This is a genomic window from Hafnia alvei (assembly GCF_900095695.1).
Lineage (GTDB): Bacteria > Pseudomonadota > Gammaproteobacteria > Enterobacterales > Enterobacteriaceae > Hafnia > Hafnia alvei_B.
The window spans coordinates 34,391-52,412 of sequence record NZ_FMIQ01000055.1; the positions used below are offsets into that span (position 1 = coordinate 34,391).

13 protein-coding genes are annotated in these 18,022 nt (G+C 45.2%); 7 read left to right on the plus strand and 6 right to left on the minus strand.

Features of this window, described 5'->3' with window-relative positions; translation table 11 throughout:
* Positions 1-182: 182 nt before the first annotated feature.
* From yeiB to BN1044_RS13955, 7 genes are all read left to right on the plus strand, one after another.
* A complete protein-coding gene (yeiB, locus tag BN1044_RS13925; RefSeq protein WP_072309324.1) occupies positions 183-1,331 on the plus strand; it encodes a DUF418 domain-containing protein YeiB in 1,149 nt (382 codons plus the stop codon).
* A 257-nt stretch (positions 1,332-1,588) separates the two neighbouring features.
* Entirely contained in the window at positions 1,589-2,587 is a 999-nt protein-coding gene (gene galS, locus BN1044_RS13930; protein WP_072309213.1) for an HTH-type transcriptional regulator GalS, read from the plus strand.
* A 335-nt stretch (positions 2,588-2,922) separates the two neighbouring features.
* Complete coding sequence (mglB, locus tag BN1044_RS13935; protein WP_072309214.1) at positions 2,923-3,921, plus strand: galactose/glucose ABC transporter substrate-binding protein MglB; 999 nt, start codon at positions 2,923-2,925, stop codon at positions 3,919-3,921.
* Between the two features lie 112 nt (positions 3,922-4,033).
* The gene (gene mglA / locus BN1044_RS13940) at positions 4,034-5,626 is read left to right on the plus strand and encodes a galactose/methyl galactoside ABC transporter ATP-binding protein MglA (RefSeq protein ID WP_072309215.1); all 1,593 of its coding nucleotides are present in this window, start codon (positions 4,034-4,036) and stop codon (positions 5,624-5,626) included.
* A gap of 45 nt (positions 5,627-5,671) precedes the next feature.
* Complete coding sequence (gene mglC / locus BN1044_RS13945) at positions 5,672-6,682, plus strand: galactose/methyl galactoside ABC transporter permease MglC (RefSeq protein WP_072309216.1); 1,011 nt, start codon at positions 5,672-5,674, stop codon at positions 6,680-6,682.
* Positions 6,683-7,243: 561 nt separating this feature from the next.
* Complete coding sequence (locus BN1044_RS13950; protein ID WP_247650244.1) at positions 7,244-9,406, plus strand: sensor domain-containing phosphodiesterase; 2,163 nt, start codon at positions 7,244-7,246, stop codon at positions 9,404-9,406.
* 194 nt (positions 9,407-9,600) lie between these two features.
* A complete protein-coding gene (locus tag BN1044_RS13955) occupies positions 9,601-11,238 on the plus strand; it encodes a S8 family serine peptidase (RefSeq protein ID WP_072309218.1) in 1,638 nt (545 codons plus the stop codon).
* Positions 11,239-11,333: 95 nt separating this feature from the next.
* On the opposite strand, the gene sanA is transcribed toward BN1044_RS13955, so the two are convergent.
* The 6 genes from sanA to BN1044_RS13985 all read right to left on the minus strand — a co-directional run bounded on the left by sanA (position 11,334) and on the right by BN1044_RS13985 (position 17,819).
* Positions 11,334-12,083, minus strand: coding sequence for an outer membrane permeability protein SanA (gene sanA / locus BN1044_RS13960; RefSeq protein WP_072309219.1), 750 nt, complete (start codon positions 12,081-12,083; stop codon positions 11,334-11,336).
* 217 nt (positions 12,084-12,300) lie between these two features.
* Positions 12,301-13,998, minus strand: coding sequence for an NAD-dependent malic enzyme (locus tag BN1044_RS13965; protein WP_072309220.1), 1,698 nt, complete (start codon positions 13,996-13,998; stop codon positions 12,301-12,303).
* A 294-nt stretch (positions 13,999-14,292) separates the two neighbouring features.
* Positions 14,293-15,177 (minus strand): cytidine deaminase, encoded by an 885-nt coding sequence (gene cdd / locus BN1044_RS13970; RefSeq protein ID WP_072309221.1) that lies wholly within the window; start codon positions 15,175-15,177, stop codon positions 14,293-14,295.
* A 196-nt stretch (positions 15,178-15,373) separates the two neighbouring features.
* Positions 15,374-16,066: a CidB/LrgB family autolysis modulator gene (locus tag BN1044_RS13975; protein WP_072309222.1), complete on the minus strand. Its 693-nt coding sequence runs from the start codon at positions 16,064-16,066 to the stop codon at positions 15,374-15,376.
* Entirely contained in the window at positions 16,066-16,473 is a 408-nt protein-coding gene (locus tag BN1044_RS13980) for a CidA/LrgA family protein (protein ID WP_072309223.1), read from the minus strand. The genes BN1044_RS13975 and BN1044_RS13980 overlap by 1 nt, the downstream gene beginning before the upstream one ends.
* A 128-nt stretch (positions 16,474-16,601) precedes the next feature.
* Positions 16,602-17,819, minus strand: a complete 1,218-nt coding sequence (locus BN1044_RS13985) for an MFS transporter (protein WP_072309325.1) — start codon at positions 17,817-17,819, stop codon at positions 16,602-16,604.
* Positions 17,820-18,022: the final 203 nt, after the last annotated feature.

Genomic DNA, 18,022 nt, shown 5'->3' on the forward strand with positions numbered 1-18,022 from the left:
ACGCGTTGGCTGCACCCGCTCACCACAGTCACTTACTGGCGTAAGCTTCTGGGGATTTGCAGGTTTGCCGCCTTCAACCAACTTGAATTATTTTGGGTATCGTTAAAGTACTGTCTATAGGGATCGCCGTTATGCTGCAGCGTTTGCAAAACTCTCAACCCGAAGCGGTAACAAAACCCACCATGCTGAAAACACGCATTGGTACGCTGGATTTTGTACGCGGGCTGGCGATTCTTTGTATTCTTTTAATGAATATCACCGGCTTTGGTTTACCTAAAGCGGCCTATCTTAACCCTGCTTATAACGGCCTCCCCGATGGCGCAGATACGCTGACGTGGGGTCTGTTACATATCTTCGTGCAAGGCAAATTTTTAGCCATGTTTGCGCTGCTGTTTGGGGCAGGGCTTCAGCTATTGTTGCCCAAAGGCAAACACTGGCTGCGTGCGCGTTTATCTTGGCTGGTTTTATTCGGACTAATTCATGCCATTTTCTTTTGGGATGGCGACATTTTATTGGCCTATGGCCTGATTGGGTTAATCAGTTGGCGAATGATCCGCGATGCGACTTCAACCCTTCAGCTGCTGCGCACCGGCCTTGTGCTGTATGTTATTGGATTAGGGCTGTTACTGTTGCTGGGGCTGATTGCAGGGCCTGAGCCGAGCGCATTTTGGCAGCCGGGATATGCCGCCATTCAGTACGAAGGGATTTGGAAAATACACGGTGGCTGGGAAGCATGGCGTAATCGCAGTGATTTGCTCAGCGCAAATCTGATGGCGCTGGCGGTGCAGTATGGTTGGCAGCTCGCGGGGCTGATGCTGGCCGGTGCGGCATTAATGCGCAGCGGCTGGCTAAGCGGCAGTTTCAGCCAGCGACATTATCGGCGAACCGCACTTTGGTCGCTGGTAGTGGGGTTAGGCATTCAGGTACCGACAACCTTAGCGCAGTGGCAAAATGGTTGGGAATATCACGTTAGCGGCTATCTGCTTCAGGTGCCTGCTGAACTGTCTGTCCCGCTAATGATGATCGGTTATGTTTCGCTGATTTATGCCTTCTGGCCACAAATCTCACGGCTAAAACTTGCCTTCGCGCTGCGGCAGGTTGGACGCATGGCGTTGACGAATTATTTGTTGCAAACGCTGCTGTGCACCACGCTGTTCTATCAATTTGCTATGTTTAATCACTGGTCAAGAGCGGCATTGCTTTGGGTTGTTCCGGCGGTATGGCTGGTCAATATTGTTTTCTCGGTGCTTTGGCTGCGTCACTTCAAGCAGGGGCCTGTTGAGTGGCTTTGGCGTAAATTAACGGCGCTTGGCGCTCAAACCAGAGATTAAGCCAAAACGGTTCAAGTGAATTTTGACGCTAAAAATAGGGATAGAAAGCGTGAGTTAAGCTAAAGGTTAATGAAATGTATGAAAACGTTTTCTTTCCTGTGACATATTTCACGCAGCAATGATGAAAAACTGGGTAGCATAGCGCGGTCATATCACGTACGTGCTTTCGACTCAGGGATCTCTATGAATACCATTCGCTGTCCTGCACTATTCCGTGTTTATTTTTATGCTTTTCTTTGCCACCGTGAGCGTCGCGCATGATCACTATTCGTGATGTTGCACGGCTGGCCGGCGTTTCCGTAGCTACCGTATCCCGTGTTTTGAACAATACGGCGATCACCACGCCTGAAACGAAAGCGGTGGTACAGAGCGCCGTAGCCGAGCTCGGCTACCGCCCGAACGCCAACGCGCAGGCGCTAGCCACGCAAAGCAGCGATATGTTGGGTGTGGTGGTGATGGATGTTTCCGACCCTTTCTTTGGCGCTTTAGTCAAAGGCGTTGATGAAGTTGCCCAGCGAGAACGCAAAAACTTGCTGATTGCTAACAGCTATCACGATGCAGACAAAGAGCGAAAAGCGATAGAAATGTTGATTCGCCAGCGCTGCAATGCATTGATTGTGCATGCAAAAATGCTATCAGACGATGAGCTAGTGGCGTTTATGCATCAGGTGCCGGGTATGGTGTTGATCAACCGTATCGTTGCGGGCTATGAACACCGCTGTGTGGGCCTGAATAACTTGGCGGGTGGGCAAATGGCGACGCAATTGTTGCTGGATAAAGGTCACCGGCGGATTGGATTTTTAGGCTCGAACCATCCGATTGAAGACCTAATGATGCGGCAGAAAGGATACGAAACCGCCATGCAACTCGCGGATATCGAAATTGGTAAAGCGTGGTACGCCTATGCTTCGCCCGATCTGCAAGGCGGGGAGGCCGCGATGGTAGAACTCCTTGGTCGCAATCAGCAGCTGAGTGCTGTTTTTGCCTATAACGATGCTATGGCCGCCGGCGCCTTAGCCGTGTTAAAAGAAAATGGTATTTCTATCCCTGAACAATTCTCTATCGTGGGTTTCGACGATATCCCTATTGCACGCTATACCAGCCCTAAACTGACCACGGTCCGTTATCCTATTGTTTCTATAGCTATTTTAGCCTCTGAACTAGCGCTTAAGTCCGTTCATCAGACGCCTCTTTCTGCCAACGGTCATTGTTTTATGCCTACCTTGGTGCAGCGCTGGAGCGTGGGTTCTCGATAATTGTGGTGTAGCTCACTTTGTCAGCAGATTGGCCCATGTAACCGTTTTCAATCTGTGAGTTCATTCACAGATTATTAACATAATCGTGTCTATTCTTGTGGCGTTTTCGCTATCACAAATATCAGTCATACGTGTAAATCGCCCTGATACTCTAGGTTTTTCGGGCGTCAAACCTAGAGTGGCTGGGATATTCTAAATGTAAACGATATGTGTATTTTAAACGGTTCACGTTGGTATTTGCTTTCTTGCCGCAGCGATAGTGGAAACGATAAACAAGGGCGTCTGAAAAATCGGACATCCATGCTGAAATACCCTACATCCAATCGGAGCTTCACATGAATAAGAAGACGTTTACCTTAGCAACTTTGGCGGCCAGCATGATGTTTGGCGTCGCGGCACAGGCGGCAACCACCAATATTGGGGTCACCATCTATAAGTACGACGACAACTTTATGTCCGTGGTACGTAAGGCATTAGAAAACGATGCTAAGGCAGATCCAAGCGTCAAATTGCTGATGAATGACTCACAAAACGATCAGTCCAAACAAAACGATCAGGTTGATGTATTGATGGCGCGTGGCGTGAAAGGGCTGGCGATTAACCTCGTCGATCCTGCGGCTGCGCCAACGATTATTGATAAAGCGAAGGCAAACGATGTTCCGGTCGTATTCTTCAACAAAGAGCCCTCTCGTAAGGCGCTGGATAGCTATGACAAAGCGTATTACGTGGGTACCGACTCCAAAGAGTCCGGCATTATTCAGGGCCAACTGATTGGTAAGCATTGGAAAGCCAATCCTAATTGGGACCTGAACAAAGACGGCGTGATTCAGTTCGTATTGCTGAAAGGCGAACCGGGCCACCCAGATGCCGAAGCTCGTACCACTTATGTAGTGAAAAGTCTCAACGATCAAGGTATTAAAACTCAGCAATTGCAGTTAGATACGGCAATGTGGGATACCGCGCAGGCCAAAGATAAGATGGATGCATGGTTGTCTGGCCCAAATGCGAACAAGATTGAAGTGGTTATCGCTAATAACGATGCCATGGCGATGGGCGCCGTTGAAGCACTGAAAGCACACAACAAAACCTCGATTCCCGTATTTGGTGTCGATGCGTTGCCAGAAGCGCTGGCATTAGTTAAATCAGGTGCAATGGCCGGTACCGTATTGAACGATGCCAATAACCAAGCTAAAGCAACCTTCGATTTGACCAAAAATCTAGCCGAAGGCAAGCCAGCGGGTGAAGGTACCAACTGGAAAATTGAAAATAAAATTGTTCGCGTTCCGTATGTCGGCGTCGATCAGGACAATCTGTCTCAGTTTATTAAAAAATAAGCTTCACCTAAGCCTATATAACAATAACTTTTAAGTTTTAAGCCCGATATTGATTGATGGTTCAACCAGAGGTTATCGGGCTTATTCTTTATGTCATTTTCAGGTGGATGTTATGCCAGATAACTCTTTGATGGGTAACTCGTTGACAGATAGCTCTTTGGCAAAAGATCAGATTTCTAATCAAGAGAACGCATCGATAAAACATGATGATGACGCGTTTTTATTAGAAATGGATAATATCAATAAGTCATTTCCTGGCGTCAAAGCGCTGGATAATGTCAATCTGCGTGTGCGACCACACTCTATCCATGCATTGATGGGGGAGAATGGTGCTGGGAAATCCACGCTATTAAAATGTTTGTTTGGTATTTATCAAAAAGATTCAGGACGTATTCTTTTTCAGGGAAAAGAGATTAATTTCAAGAGCGCGAAAGAAGCATTGGAGCACGGCGTTTCGATGGTTCATCAAGAGCTAAACTTAGTTCTGCAGCGTAGCGTAATGGATAATATGTGGCTTGGTCGTTATCCGATGAAAGGGATTTTTGTCGATCAAGATAAAATGTATCAAGATACTAAAGCGATATTCGATGAGCTCGATATTGATATCGATCCGCGTGAAAAAGTCGCTGGATTGTCGGTATCCCAAATGCAGATGATCGAAATTGCTAAGGCATTTTCATATAACGCCAAAATTGTCATCATGGATGAACCCACCTCATCTTTAACAGAAAAAGAAGTTAATCATCTTTTTACTATTATCCGTAAATTAAAAGATCGTGGATGCGGCATTGTTTATATCTCCCATAAAATGGAAGAGATATTTAAGCTCTGCGATGAAATCACGATCCTGCGTGATGGGCAGTGGATTGCGACCCAAACGTTAGATGGCATGAGTATGGACCAGATCATTTCAATGATGGTGGGACGTTCGCTAACCCAGCGTTTTCCCGATCGGGTTAATACGCCGGGTAAGGTCATCTTGGAAGTCCGTGAGCTGACGTCGCTGCGCCAGCCTTCAATCCGTGATGTTTCATTCGATTTGCATGAAGGCGAGATCTTAGGTATCGCGGGGCTGGTGGGTGCGAAGCGAACGGATATTGTGGAGACCTTATTCGGCATTCGTGAAAAGGTAAAAGGTACGATTCGCTTGCATGGTAAAGCGATTAACAACCATAGCGCGAATGAAGCGATAAACCATGGCTTTGCCTTAGTCACTGAAGAGCGCCGCTCTACCGGTATTTATGCTTATCTCGATATTGGTTTTAACTCGCTGATTTCGAATATTCGTAAGTATAAAAATAAAGTGGGCTTGCTGGATAATCAGCGGATGAAAAGCGATACCCAGTGGGTTATTGATGCTATGCGGGTAAAAACACCAGGGCATCATACATCGATTGGCTCGCTGTCTGGCGGTAATCAGCAGAAGGTAATTATTGGTCGTTGGTTACTGACTCAGCCAGAGATACTGATGCTGGATGAACCCACTCGCGGTATTGATGTGGGGGCTAAATTCGAAATCTATCAATTGATGACCGAGCTGGCGAAAAAAGGCAAAGGCATCATTATTATTTCATCAGAAATGCCTGAACTACTGGGTATTACCGATCGCATATTAGTCATGAGTAATGGCCAAGTTGCCGGTATTGTTGAAACCAAAAGAACATCACAGAATGAAATTCTGAGATTGGCTTCTTTGCATCTATAAATTCTGCATCGGTAATGTTGCACCTGATATTTTAAGGGTCCGAATATGAGCGTATTAAATAAAAAAAGCCTGTTTACCTATTTTAAAGAGGGCGGGATTTATGTTGTTTTATTAGTGCTGTTAGCGATTATTATTTTTCAGGATCCAACATTTCTAAGCCTAATGAACCTGAGTAATATTCTGACTCAGTCATCGGTGCGTATTATTATTGCGCTCGGTGTGGCGGGGCTGATTGTTACACAGGGTACGGATTTATCTGCCGGCCGTCAGGTGGGGTTGGCTGCCGTGGTTGCTGCAACGCTTTTACAGTCTATGGATAACGTCAATAAGGTGTTTCCAAACTTAGACACCGTACCTATTCCATTAGTCATTCTCGTGGTGTGCGCGGTGGGGGCTGTGATTGGTTTAGTGAACGGTTTAATTATCGCCTATCTCAACGTAACGCCGTTTATTACCACCCTTGGTACCATGATTATTGTCTACGGTATTAACTCGCTGTATTACGACTACGTAGGGGCTTCACCTGTAGCGGGCTTTGCACCGAATTTCTCGAATTTTGCACAGGGCTTTTTGCGTTTCGGGGATTTTAAACTCTCTTATATTACGTTTTATGCACTGATCGCGGTCGCTTTCGTCTGGGTGCTGTGGAACAAAACGCGGTTCGGTAAAAATATCTTTGCTATTGGTGGTAACCCTGAAGCGGCGAAAGTTTCTGGGGTAAACGTACCGTTAAATTTGATCATGGTGTATGCACTGTCTGGCGTGTTCTACGCATTTGGTGGGATGCTTGAAGCGGGGCGTATCGGTAGCGCAACGAATAACCTTGGCTTTATGTATGAATTGGATGCTATCGCAGCCTGCGTCGTCGGCGGCGTGTCATTTAGCGGTGGTGTAGGAACCGTTATCGGTGTGGTGACTGGGGTCATTATTTTTACGGTGATCAACTATGGCCTGACCTACATTGGCGTTAATCCCTATTGGCAGTATATTATCAAGGGTGCAATTATCATCTTTGCCGTAGCTCTTGACTCGCTGAAGTATGCGAAGAAAAAATAATTATTAAAAATAAAAAAGCCGGACTTAGGTTCGGCTTTTTTTATGGCATAAGATATTTCTCGGTGTAATCCTCTGTATAATAAATTTATGATGATAAAAATTCATGTATTTCAAATTAAACTTTTAATAAAAACAAATCAGAGTTATTAACATGCGTACACTTCAAAAGTGAATTTTCTATTTGTTAAATATAATCACATTATTAACCTAATAATAAAAAAAGAATGTGCTTGGTTAATTTTTATCTAGGAACATTCTTGATTGCAATAATAATTCTACATTTCTTAGTCCTCAATATGTAATAATCTCCCATCAGGTTTAATACTTGAGGTATTGAGCTAGTAACATAAAGAAATTATGTCTCTTGCTAACTACATATCAAGGAAGTGAGCAGTACTAAACGGATTTTTCTACGAGAATAGACATTTCTTAAATTATAAATCCATAACTTACGAAATGGGCAAACATGAGGTTTCATTGTTTGTTTTCTATCTCTGATATTTTTTCTTTCCAAAGAAGCATATCGATACAATGAGAAACACCATTATCAGGCTGCAAGAAATGATTGTTCCGATGCTTATTTGCATCGTATTGCTGCCTTTATCGCGTGAATTATCGCCTATGGCGAACATTCAAGGGAACGCAATTTTTTTACTTTATCTTCCGTTGGCTTTAGCGATTTCAGTTGTCATGTTATTTGGCATGAAAGGATTCATTCCGCTGTTTATCGTTTATACGTTTTATTATTCAACTTTAAATATCATGAGCTTGACCGAAGCCGTAGTGCTTTCACTGTGTTACGGACTGCCGCTATGGGGAAGTTTCTGCATCATGAATCGTATGGTAGGCGCTCGTTGGCGTTACGATATTGATAGCATGAGCAGTCGTGCATTAGGCATTCGTATGTGCGTATTTGGGTTGCTTTATCCGCTAGCCTGTAAAGGCATGATGCTCGCGTTTGGTTCCGTGTTAGATATGTCTCCAGTAATGGAACGCTATTTTTCGTACAAGCTAGATATGTTCGCGGTGGTTAACGTTGAGGCGCTGGTTTTGTCTTCAATCGCAATTTCGCCCGCCTATTATTATAATTTGCGAATGTTGCTTAACGGAAACTATGCAAAGAAATTTTTTAACCAATGTTTGCGTAATGCTTTTTCAAGAGAAAAACATTGTGTGACATTCATTTGGCTAGGGATTTTATTGGGGGCGCTATTTGCTATTTGTTTCCCCGCGCAGGAAAATTTCAACGTCAGCTACTTTATCCCATTGTTATTTATTTTGTTTACCTACGGAATATTTAGGTTCGGGCATAGAGTTATTTTACTTATGTGGTCATTTACGGCCCTGTGCTTATTTGTTTTTAACTCAAATTTCTCTGTTGAGCTCAATAGTAGTTATCAGATTGCATTTTTATCGGCTTCATTGATTGCTTTTACGGTCTCAATTTTTTATATGGCCGTGATGTTTAAACGCAGCGAAGTGATGAAACGGGTTTATATGCATCTTGCCCGTGTCGATCCGATGGTGGGTTTGGCAAATATTCGTTCATTGAATTTGTATATCGATAAGCATCCGCAGGGTACGCTTTGTTTTCTTCGTTTAACAAATTTAGAAGCCTTGAGCCGCTATCATGGCATGATGATGCGGGTTGATACCAAAAGGCGTATTGCCGCGGTGATTAAGCCGCTGCTTAAACCGGGTGAAGATATCTACCAACTGCCAGGCTGCGAACTGCTGCTTTATCTTGATACGACGGATAACGTTAACCGCATTCATCTGATTCGTCAGCGCCTGTGTGCTGCTCAACTCAGTTGGAAAGACAATCCGGTGATTTTGCGCTACGGCATTGCTTATACTCAGTTTGATGCTGAGGAAGAGTCACTTTATACCAGCGTAGGTAAACTCCATCATCTTTCAGAGCGCGCTAGCCTCGAAAATGAGGTTACCTGTTTAGAGGAAAATGCGCAGTCGATTAGGGAAGAAGTGAGCGAGCGAGTGGTGTGGTTGCGGAAAATTACGACGGCGTTGCTTGAAAACCGTCTCGAGCTTTATGCTCAGCCTATCGTGCATTCGGGAGGAAAGAGTTATTACGAGATATTAGCTCGTCTTCTGGATAACGGTGATGTGATCCCGCCGAGTAAATTTATTCCACTTATTTCTGAGTTTAATTTGTGCGCGCAGTTTGATTTGCTGATGGTTGAAAATGTGGTGAAGCACATTAGTGAAGCGAAATTAGACACCAGTAATACCTGTTTCTCGGTTAATCTGATGCCACTTACCTTGATGCAGCGTGATACTGCGCCACGCATTATTGAAATCTTTGAGCATTACCAAGTCCGTCCAGAAGCGATCATTTTTGAAATCACCGAAGAACAGCATCTTGTTAATGAGAATATCGAGCACTCGACGATTAAAGCGCTACGCGACTACCATTTCAAAATTGCCATTGATGACTTTGGCACCGGATTTTCTAACTATCAGCGTTTGAAATCCTTAAATGCGGATGTCGTGAAAATCGATGGGATATTCGTAAAAGATATTGTCAATAACTCGCTCGACCAGCTGATTATTAAGTCGATTTGCGATATTGCTCGAGAAAAGAAACTGCAGGTCGTTGCTGAATATGTTGAGTCTCAAGAGCAGCTGGAAATGCTACAGCAATTAGGTGTGCAATATTTGCAGGGTTTTTTACTTGGAGAACCTAAGCCGCTAAGCTCTTTCTAAAATTTTATGTTCAATGAACACCGCGTCCTATTGATGTGGTGTTCATTATTTTTTATCTCTGTCTTCTTGTTTTTAAATTTTAATTTAAATTAAAAGAATTGTTTTTTATATTAATAATGTTTTGTTACTTATATTTTTCATGTGTTATGTAGTGGCGATTGTATTTTTAACTGTGAAATTGATGAGAAACTAACATGAAAAATGAGCTTAATATATTTTGTAGTGTTAACTTTGATGGTTTTATCTATATTGATTTTAATACATCAGAGCAGATCGATAATGTTCGCTATAAGCTATGCAGTAATGACGTTGTTGTTGCAGAGAAAGAGAGTGTAGATGTCAGTGAAACAATTTTTTTTGCAGGGGTAGACGAAGGAGACTACACGGTAATTGCTACTGTTACGGCGCAGGATCAGAATATTATTGATGTTTCCTCGCCAACTATTCACGCAAAGAACAGACGGTTTTTTTCACAAACCAAATCAGTGCAGACGATAGAAAGAAAACTAAAAGGGAAAAATCATATCATTGATGGTGTTGTTGATTATTTTCTTGAGATTAAATTTAAAGCTGGAGGTGATAAGAAATTCAAACACGAAAACGTTGATGGAGTTTCACATTTTTCAAGCTTTACCAGAATGCTGATTAAGAATACGGATCTAAATATTAATGATATTTCATTGCTAAAAGTTTTCACATCCGCAATAAGTAATAAACATGGCTATAATTCACTAGGTAATTTATATAAAATTAACGCTACGGCAAGTTTTGATCTATTAGATAAAATATCAGAACAAATTGAAAAACTTGATTATGTTGAATATTGCGCAGTGGTTCCCGTTACCGATAATCTGACTCCGGTTACACAGCCACTCTTTAACGATTCATCAAGATCACATCGGGTTAGATCACTCACTCCCCCTACCGCAACCCCTGATTTTTCAGCCAAACAAACCTACCTTGATGCTGGCTATGGAATGAATGTTAGAGCGGCATGGGCTCTGGAGAATACGGGGTCTAATGTAAATATTCGCCATCTTGATTTTGGCGTTTATCATAATCATGAAGATCTCAAAGGCAATATTACCGTCGTTGCTAGCCGATCAGAGTCTGAAGATTGTAACCACGGTACAGCCTCAACAGGTATTATTGCCGCTGTAAAAAATACTTTAGGTGTGACAGGCATTGCTCATGGCGCTAAGTTTTATTTTTACGACACAGATTATTTAGATTTGATTGTTAAGGATGCATTACCCGGCGATATTGTGAGTCTCAACGTCCAATTTTCTATTAATGGCACTTATGTGCCTGTCACTACTAACAAATCATGGTGGGATAAAATTAATGCTCTTGTTAATCGTGGTGTGGTTGTCATTCTAGCTGCGGGAAATGGCGGTGATGACTTACGAAATCTTGCTGAGTTTGATGACTACGGTGATAACGGCAGCATGCTAGTGGGTGCTTGTGAGCATGACACTGGGCGTTCTTGTTATTTTTCAAATTATTCCCATTCAACATCTTTGGTGAATTCTTGGGGGGACTGGTCAGTGACTTCAACAGGGTATGGCTCATTGCAAATGGCTGAAAATGAACGTTCATACTGTGATGATTTCTCTGGCACATCAAGTGCAACGCCGTTGGTGAGTGGGGCCTTAGCATTAATTCAATCTTATGCCAAAAATAACTATGGCGTTTATTTCAATGCTCATCAAATGCGTGATGTTATTGTGAAGACGGGAGGCAATGAAGGGGTTGTTGATGGAATTGGCTATCGCCCGAATATCGTCGCAGCGATGAAGTATATTGATACTTTGCTGCAAACTTCAGAATGATTTTAATAAAAATAGATTAACTGGCGTCACAGACGATTTAGGGTAAAGCACTGAGTTCCGAATAGGTGACGCTTAGGCTAGCCGCGAGATAATATCTATTTAGCCGCTGGTTTTTCAGCGGCTTTTTCTTGTTTTAAAACCTGCTCAAGTTCTTGCAATTGCTCTGGAGATACCGCTGGATAGCTTTGTGCATCGGCTGGAACTTTATGCACTGCCGGAATGGGGATCATCGGGCCCAGAAAACGAGGTTCACGCTTAAGTATATAGAGATCGGTTAACGCCCCTAGGCGTGCGCCAATTTCCCTTACTCTTATCATCATCATATTTTTTGGCGACGGTACCGCCAGGCATTGCGCCTGTATACCCATGTGAAGCGCAATAAACAGAGCACGCTCACAGTGGAAACGTTGAGTAATGATGGTGAAGTCGTTGGTATCGAATACTCTGCGGGTGCGAACAATGGAATCCAGCGTTCTGAATCCTGCATAGTCGAGCACAATATCGCCGTTAGGCACACCGGCATTGATGAGGTCACGGCGCATCGTTACCGGCTCATTGTAGCTCTGGAGCGCGTTGTCGCCGCTCAACAATAAGTAATTCACTTTGTTGCTGTTGTAAGCGTTAAGCGCGCCTTGGATGCGATAACGGTAATACTGATTGATGGTCCCAGTACTGACATATTTGGCCGTACCTAAAACCACACCCACCTGACGATGCGGTAAATCCTGCACATCTTCGTAAATATACGGCGCAGTTTTCCAGCTAATCCAGCGATCTAGACCAATAGCAGTCACCGCCAGTAAAATAGCGACGGTTAAAATACCGTATATCAGTCGTCTCCACATGATGGTGCCTGCTGTGTCGGTTAGATTTATGTCTGGATGTACTTATGCCTACGAGGCTACTTTACCCGCTAAGGCGACGCAAGCAATCTGAGTATGATTTTCCTAACTTGATGATTTTTTAGACGATGAGGGCGCGTTATTAAAAATAAAGCGTGGTTGTTACGCCACGCTTGGGGGAGGATTCTGGTTGTATTTTACTCAGCGACTTTCACGAAGCTTAGAATGAAGTTCGCTTGTAGATACGATACTGAGGCTGCCAGAAGTTATTATCGATCGCTTGTAATAACGCTTCATCAGAGGTTAATACGGCCACGCCTTGTAGCTGTGCTTCTTTGGCCACTTGGAACGCAATGGAGCGCGATACCTGCTGGATATCTTTAATATCGGGTAGCAGTGCTCCAGTACCTTGCTGTGCCAGCGGTGAGCAATCTGCTAAGGCGCGGCTGGCGGCCATGAGCATGCCGTCTGTGACGCGCTTTGCCCCTGAGGCCAGAACACCGAGCCCAATACCAGGGAAGATGTAGGAGTTATTACATTGCGCGATTGGGAAGACCTGATCTTTATAGCTTACCGGCCCGAACGGGCTGCCGGTAGCGACCAGCGCCGCGCCATCGGTCCAGTTAATAATATCTTCTGGACGTGCTTCAACGCGTGACGTTGGGTTCGACAGCGGCATAACGATAGGGCGCGCGCAGTGGCTGTGCATTTCGCGAATGATTTCTTCGGTAAATAAGCCAGGCTGACCCGAAACGCCGATGAGAACGGTAGGCTTAGCGTTACGCACCACTTCCAACAGTGAAATGGCATCGCTTTCTACTTTCCAGTTCGACAACGATGCACTTTTTTGCACCAGCTTACTTTGGAACTCTAACAGGTTTGGCAGTTTGTCTGTGAGCAAGCCAAAGCGATCGACCATAAAGACGCGTTGGCGTGCCTCTTCATCGCTCAAGCCTTCGGATTTCATCTGGGCAATAATTTGCTCGGCGATACCACAACCAGCAGAGCCTGCCCCTAAGAACGTAATGGTTTGATCGCGCAGCTGGCTACCGGCAGCACGGCTGGCAGCAATCAGACTACCCAGCGTGACGGCCGCAGTGCCTTGAATATCATCGTTGAAACAGCACAGTTCGTCACGATAACGGTTGAGCAGTGGGGTGGCGTTTTTCTGCGCGAAGTCTTCGAATTGCAATAGCACATTTGGCCAGCGGCGCTTCACCGCCTGAATGAATTCGTCAACAAAGGCATAATACTCGTCACCGGAAATACGTGGGTGACGCCATCCCATATACAGCGGATCGTTTAAGCGCTGTGGATTGTTGGTGCCGACATCTAACACAACCGGCAGCGTATAAGCAGGGCTGATGCCGCCGCACGCGGTGTACAGTGACAGTTTACCGATAGGGATCCCCATGCCGCCGATGCCTTGATCGCCTAGCCCAAGGATACGTTCACCGTCGGTTACGACGATAACTTTCACGTTTTGTTTGGTGGCGTTTTGCAACATGTCGTCGATGCGGTCGCGGTTCGGATAGGAGATGAACAGGCCACGCGCGCGACGGTAAATATCAGAGAAATGTTCACAGGCTTCGCCCACCGTCGGGGTGTAAATGATCGGCATCATTTCACTCAGATGGGCATCAAGCATGCGATAGAATAGGGTTTCGTTGGTGTCTTGGATATTACGTAGGTAGATATGTTTATCGTTATCAGTTTTGAAATCGAGATACTGGCGATAGGCGCGCTCGGTCTGTTCTTCAATCGTTTCGACGGCTTCAGGTAACAGGCCATGCAGGTTGAAGTTGCTGCGTTCTTCTTCGCTAAAGGCGCTGCCTTTGTTCAGCAGGGGGAATTCCAGCAGGATCGGGCCTGCGTAGGGGATGTACAACGGGCGTTTACTTTCGTATTCCAGTTCCATGAATAGCACTCTTTATGTCGGGCGGTATACCCATCATATTTCAAGCTGCATTTTTGTTGGCTGTGCTCACTGAACGCATCAATGCAATTCGAATTATTTGGGTATAGTGATCAGATTATCAGAGATTTTAATACGTCATCCCAGCGATCCTAAGAGATACTAATAAGTTGTTCAATGCTTGTTATAGAAAGATGACATTTAGCAGGGAAAGTGCGAGCTAAGTAACACTTTTTTACAGGATTTGGCGAGGAACGAACGGAAACGCAGGGCCGAATGACCCTGCGTTAAAGTAGCTTAAATCTGAACCTGTTCTACTTGAGTGCAGCCTAATGCATGAAGCGTTGCTTGGGTTGCATCCCACTGGGAGAACACGGCGTCTTCTGTTTCAACCAATACCGCGCGGCGTGTACGCAGCACATCTTTTCCTGAAACGTTCATCAGAATCAGTGCGGCCTGCAACGGCGGTAAGCTTGGGTTGAATGCCGCATTTTCAGCATAACGTCCGCTATAAACGGTGCCATCATCGGCTTCCAAGGCAACGCCGCTATAGGCATGGCTATAAGGCGCATGGCTGCGGTTGGCTGCATCTAATGCTGCTAAAGTCAGTTCATCTGCATTCGCTAAGCTGAGGTTATGGTTCTCTTCATCCATCAACAGCGTTTTGATTTCAAGATCGCGTGGGCCAAAAGCATCCGGCAGGTAATCACCCAGCGTGGCGGCCTGACGACCTGGCAGGTTGATGGCCAGCTTGGTTCCGCTATTGAGTTCATTCATAAACTGGCGGCAGTGACCACAAGGCGTGTAGTTAACCGTGATGGAGGCGAGGGCTTTTTCGCCGCGCAACCATGCGTGCGTTACCGCACACTGTTCTGCGTGAATAGTTTGCTGCATTGGCGCGCCCAGAAACTCCATATTGGCACCGAAATACAGGTTGCCGCTAACGCCGCGTGCAACGGCACCGACGTAAAAATTGGAGATTGCTGCCAGTGAGCAGGTGGCGGCCATAGGGAGCAGGGCAAATGCTAATTCGCTGTCGCTCATGCCGGTAGCTTGTTTCAGAACCTCGACTTGAGAAGCGGTGATAACCGCTTGGAAATCAGCATGATTGATAATCGGTGAGAGCGCCGCCTGCAAAGCGGCTGGCAGTTGGCTGAATGCCGCGTCGTATCGTGCGTGCATGGGGGAGCCTCTTAGTTAGTTACGGGAGAGTATTCTAGGCAACCGATTGGCTTTATTATGTGATTATTATCACTATTTTGATGTAATTAATGTAACAAATGAAAGAAGTGTGAGATGTATCGCGGGTTTTTGTGATTTCTGTTTCTTGCTGCCGCTTCATGAACCTCCCCATTTAGGGGAGGGATAGGAAGTGATCTTAGCTAAATAAATGCAGCATCACAGGGAAAAGGAATGGCGCTAACAATGAAGTAATAATCCCGCAGATAACCAGTGCCAGCGAGCTGAATGCGCCTTCCTGAAAATCCATCTCGGCGCAGCGTGCGGTCCCAAGGGCATGCGAAGCGGTACCCATCGCCAAACCACGCGAGGCCTTGGTGCTAATTTTCATCAAGTTCAATAGGGTATGGCCAAATACAGCCCCCAGGATCCCAACGAAAATAACGCATACCGCACTGATTGCTGGGATGCCACCAATCGACTGTGACACGGCCATCGCAATTGGCGTGGTCACTGATTTCGGCATCACTGAAGCAGCGATTTCTGGCGAAGCGCCCATCCACAGAGCAATTGCGGTACCTGAAATCATGGCTGTGGCGCTACCGATAAAGCAGATAGTGATAATGGATTTCCAGCGTGCGCGGATCTGGTGGATCTGCTCATACAGTGGAAATGCTAATGCGACCACGGCGGGTTGCAGCAAACTGTTGAGCGTTGAACTGCCAGCAAAGTAATGCTCGTAAGGAATTTTGAGCAGTAATAGCAATGGAATAATAATTACCATTGATACGAGCAACGGATTCAATAACGGCATATTTAGCTTTTGGGCAATACGTCGCGCCCCAAAAAAGACTAATAGTGTGAGTGGTAAGGACCACCAAATATAAGCCATTATTTTTTCTCCTCGCTGCCGTCGGTAGCCTCACCGATGATGCGTTCGCGATGCACCATATGAGAGCTATAAGCAACGACAACCATAATAATCAAAGTACTCACTAGGCACGATACGACGATAGGCCCAAACTGCTTGGTCAGAACGTCGTAGTACTGCATCACGCCAACGCCGATAGGGACAAACAACAGCGCCATGTAGCGGATTAAGATATTACAACCGGGCTTCACCCATTTTGCCGGCATGATTTGTGACGCCAGCAGGGCAAATAGGATCAGCATGCCAATAATGCTGCCTGGAATTGTGATTGGTAGCAGCGTTGAGATGGCATTCCCTGCAAATAAGCACAGGTAAATTAATATGAAAGCTCTCAAATACTGCCAGCAAACTGAAAATGCTTTTGACATCAGTGAATACCTAAGAAAGAAAACGCATTCATCATACAATTAAAATCAGGAATGTGCTACCGATCACATCATGAAAACAAGTTATCGCAAATATGCCGTTTGTGAAGGTTTTCAGTCAGAAGCCCGTATCAGATGAGATCTTCGGAAGCATGGTTGGATGCGCCCGACAGTCTATAGCCGTACCAGAAAAATGCTAGACCAAAAAGTGATATCACTGCCAGTACGTAGAAAAGCATAGTCGGTGGCGCGAAAGACAGCAAAAAGCCACACAGTATAGGGTTTACCGCGCCGCCTAAATTGCCTAAGTTTTGTACCCCATAATAGCTGCCTTTCAAGTGAGGTGGCGCAATAAAATCGATAAACAAGTATTCAACCGGGATCACAATCACTTCACCGAGGGTGAAGATCGCCATGGCGACCATCCAAATAGGAATGGAACGCTCAGCCAACGCAAACCCAATGAGCCCAAGACAGAAAAAGAGCGTGCCAAACATTAGCCAGCGCAACAGATTTTCTTTATTCATTTTGCGGCTGAGCAAATACTGTAAGCCGATGACGACGGTTGCGTTCACCGTCATTACCGAACCAATCACTTGATAAGCAAACTGCGCATTGCTGACGGTAATGAGATACTGGGACAAGTAGCCAGTAAACTGCCCTGCAACCACTGCACCCATGGTGCTGCCAAGGGTGAAAAAGATCAGCCGCCGGTCGTGGCTTAAGACTTTAAAGGTGGCTCGAAAACTGAGCCGCTGTTCGGTAAACACCGCACCGCCGTTCGTCGGCGGAAGCCCGTAACCGTCTAAGCGTAGCCACAGGGTGAGTCCAACGAGAAAGGCCAGTAGGCCAGAGAGGAAAAACGGCAGCATAGGATAGAATGACGCTGCGAAAACGCCGAGCGCTGGACCAACGGCCCAGCCAACATTGACCAAGGTGTAATTCATAGAAAAGCCGCGAATGCGTTCACTCACCGGCAACCATTCGGCAAAGCAGGCTTTAATGGCAATGCTGAAAATAGAATAAGCGGCGTGCAGTAGCGCCAATACGGGCACCATCCAGAGCACGTCGTTAAGCCATGGCATAATACAAAACGTCAAAGCAAATAGGGCAATGCTGATAATCATCAAACGGTGTTTATCGAATTTATCAACCAGATAACCACCGTAAAAGCTGGCGACAATACCAAGAGCAAGACTGACACCTAAGACTAACCCCACGCTCTCAGGTTCAAGATGAAAATGCTCAGTCATATAGATGGTAATAAAAGGCAGCGTAATGGCGCGCCCTATAGTTAATATGAGCGATGAAATTAATAGCAGGGTAATTAGTGGTGGGAATCCTTTCAGCCTCATATATTGACATCTTATTAGGTGCAGTTTACGCATGGTAAAGGGGCGAACGATAGCTACTGAGTGTATTAGAAAAAACGGAGTCGGCTAGTCTAAACAATAAATTCAATAAGTTATTTATAATTTATGACTCGTTTAGCGATCAATGACTGCTACAAACCAGAAATCGTAAAGAAAATACTGAAGTGAAAAATAAATGT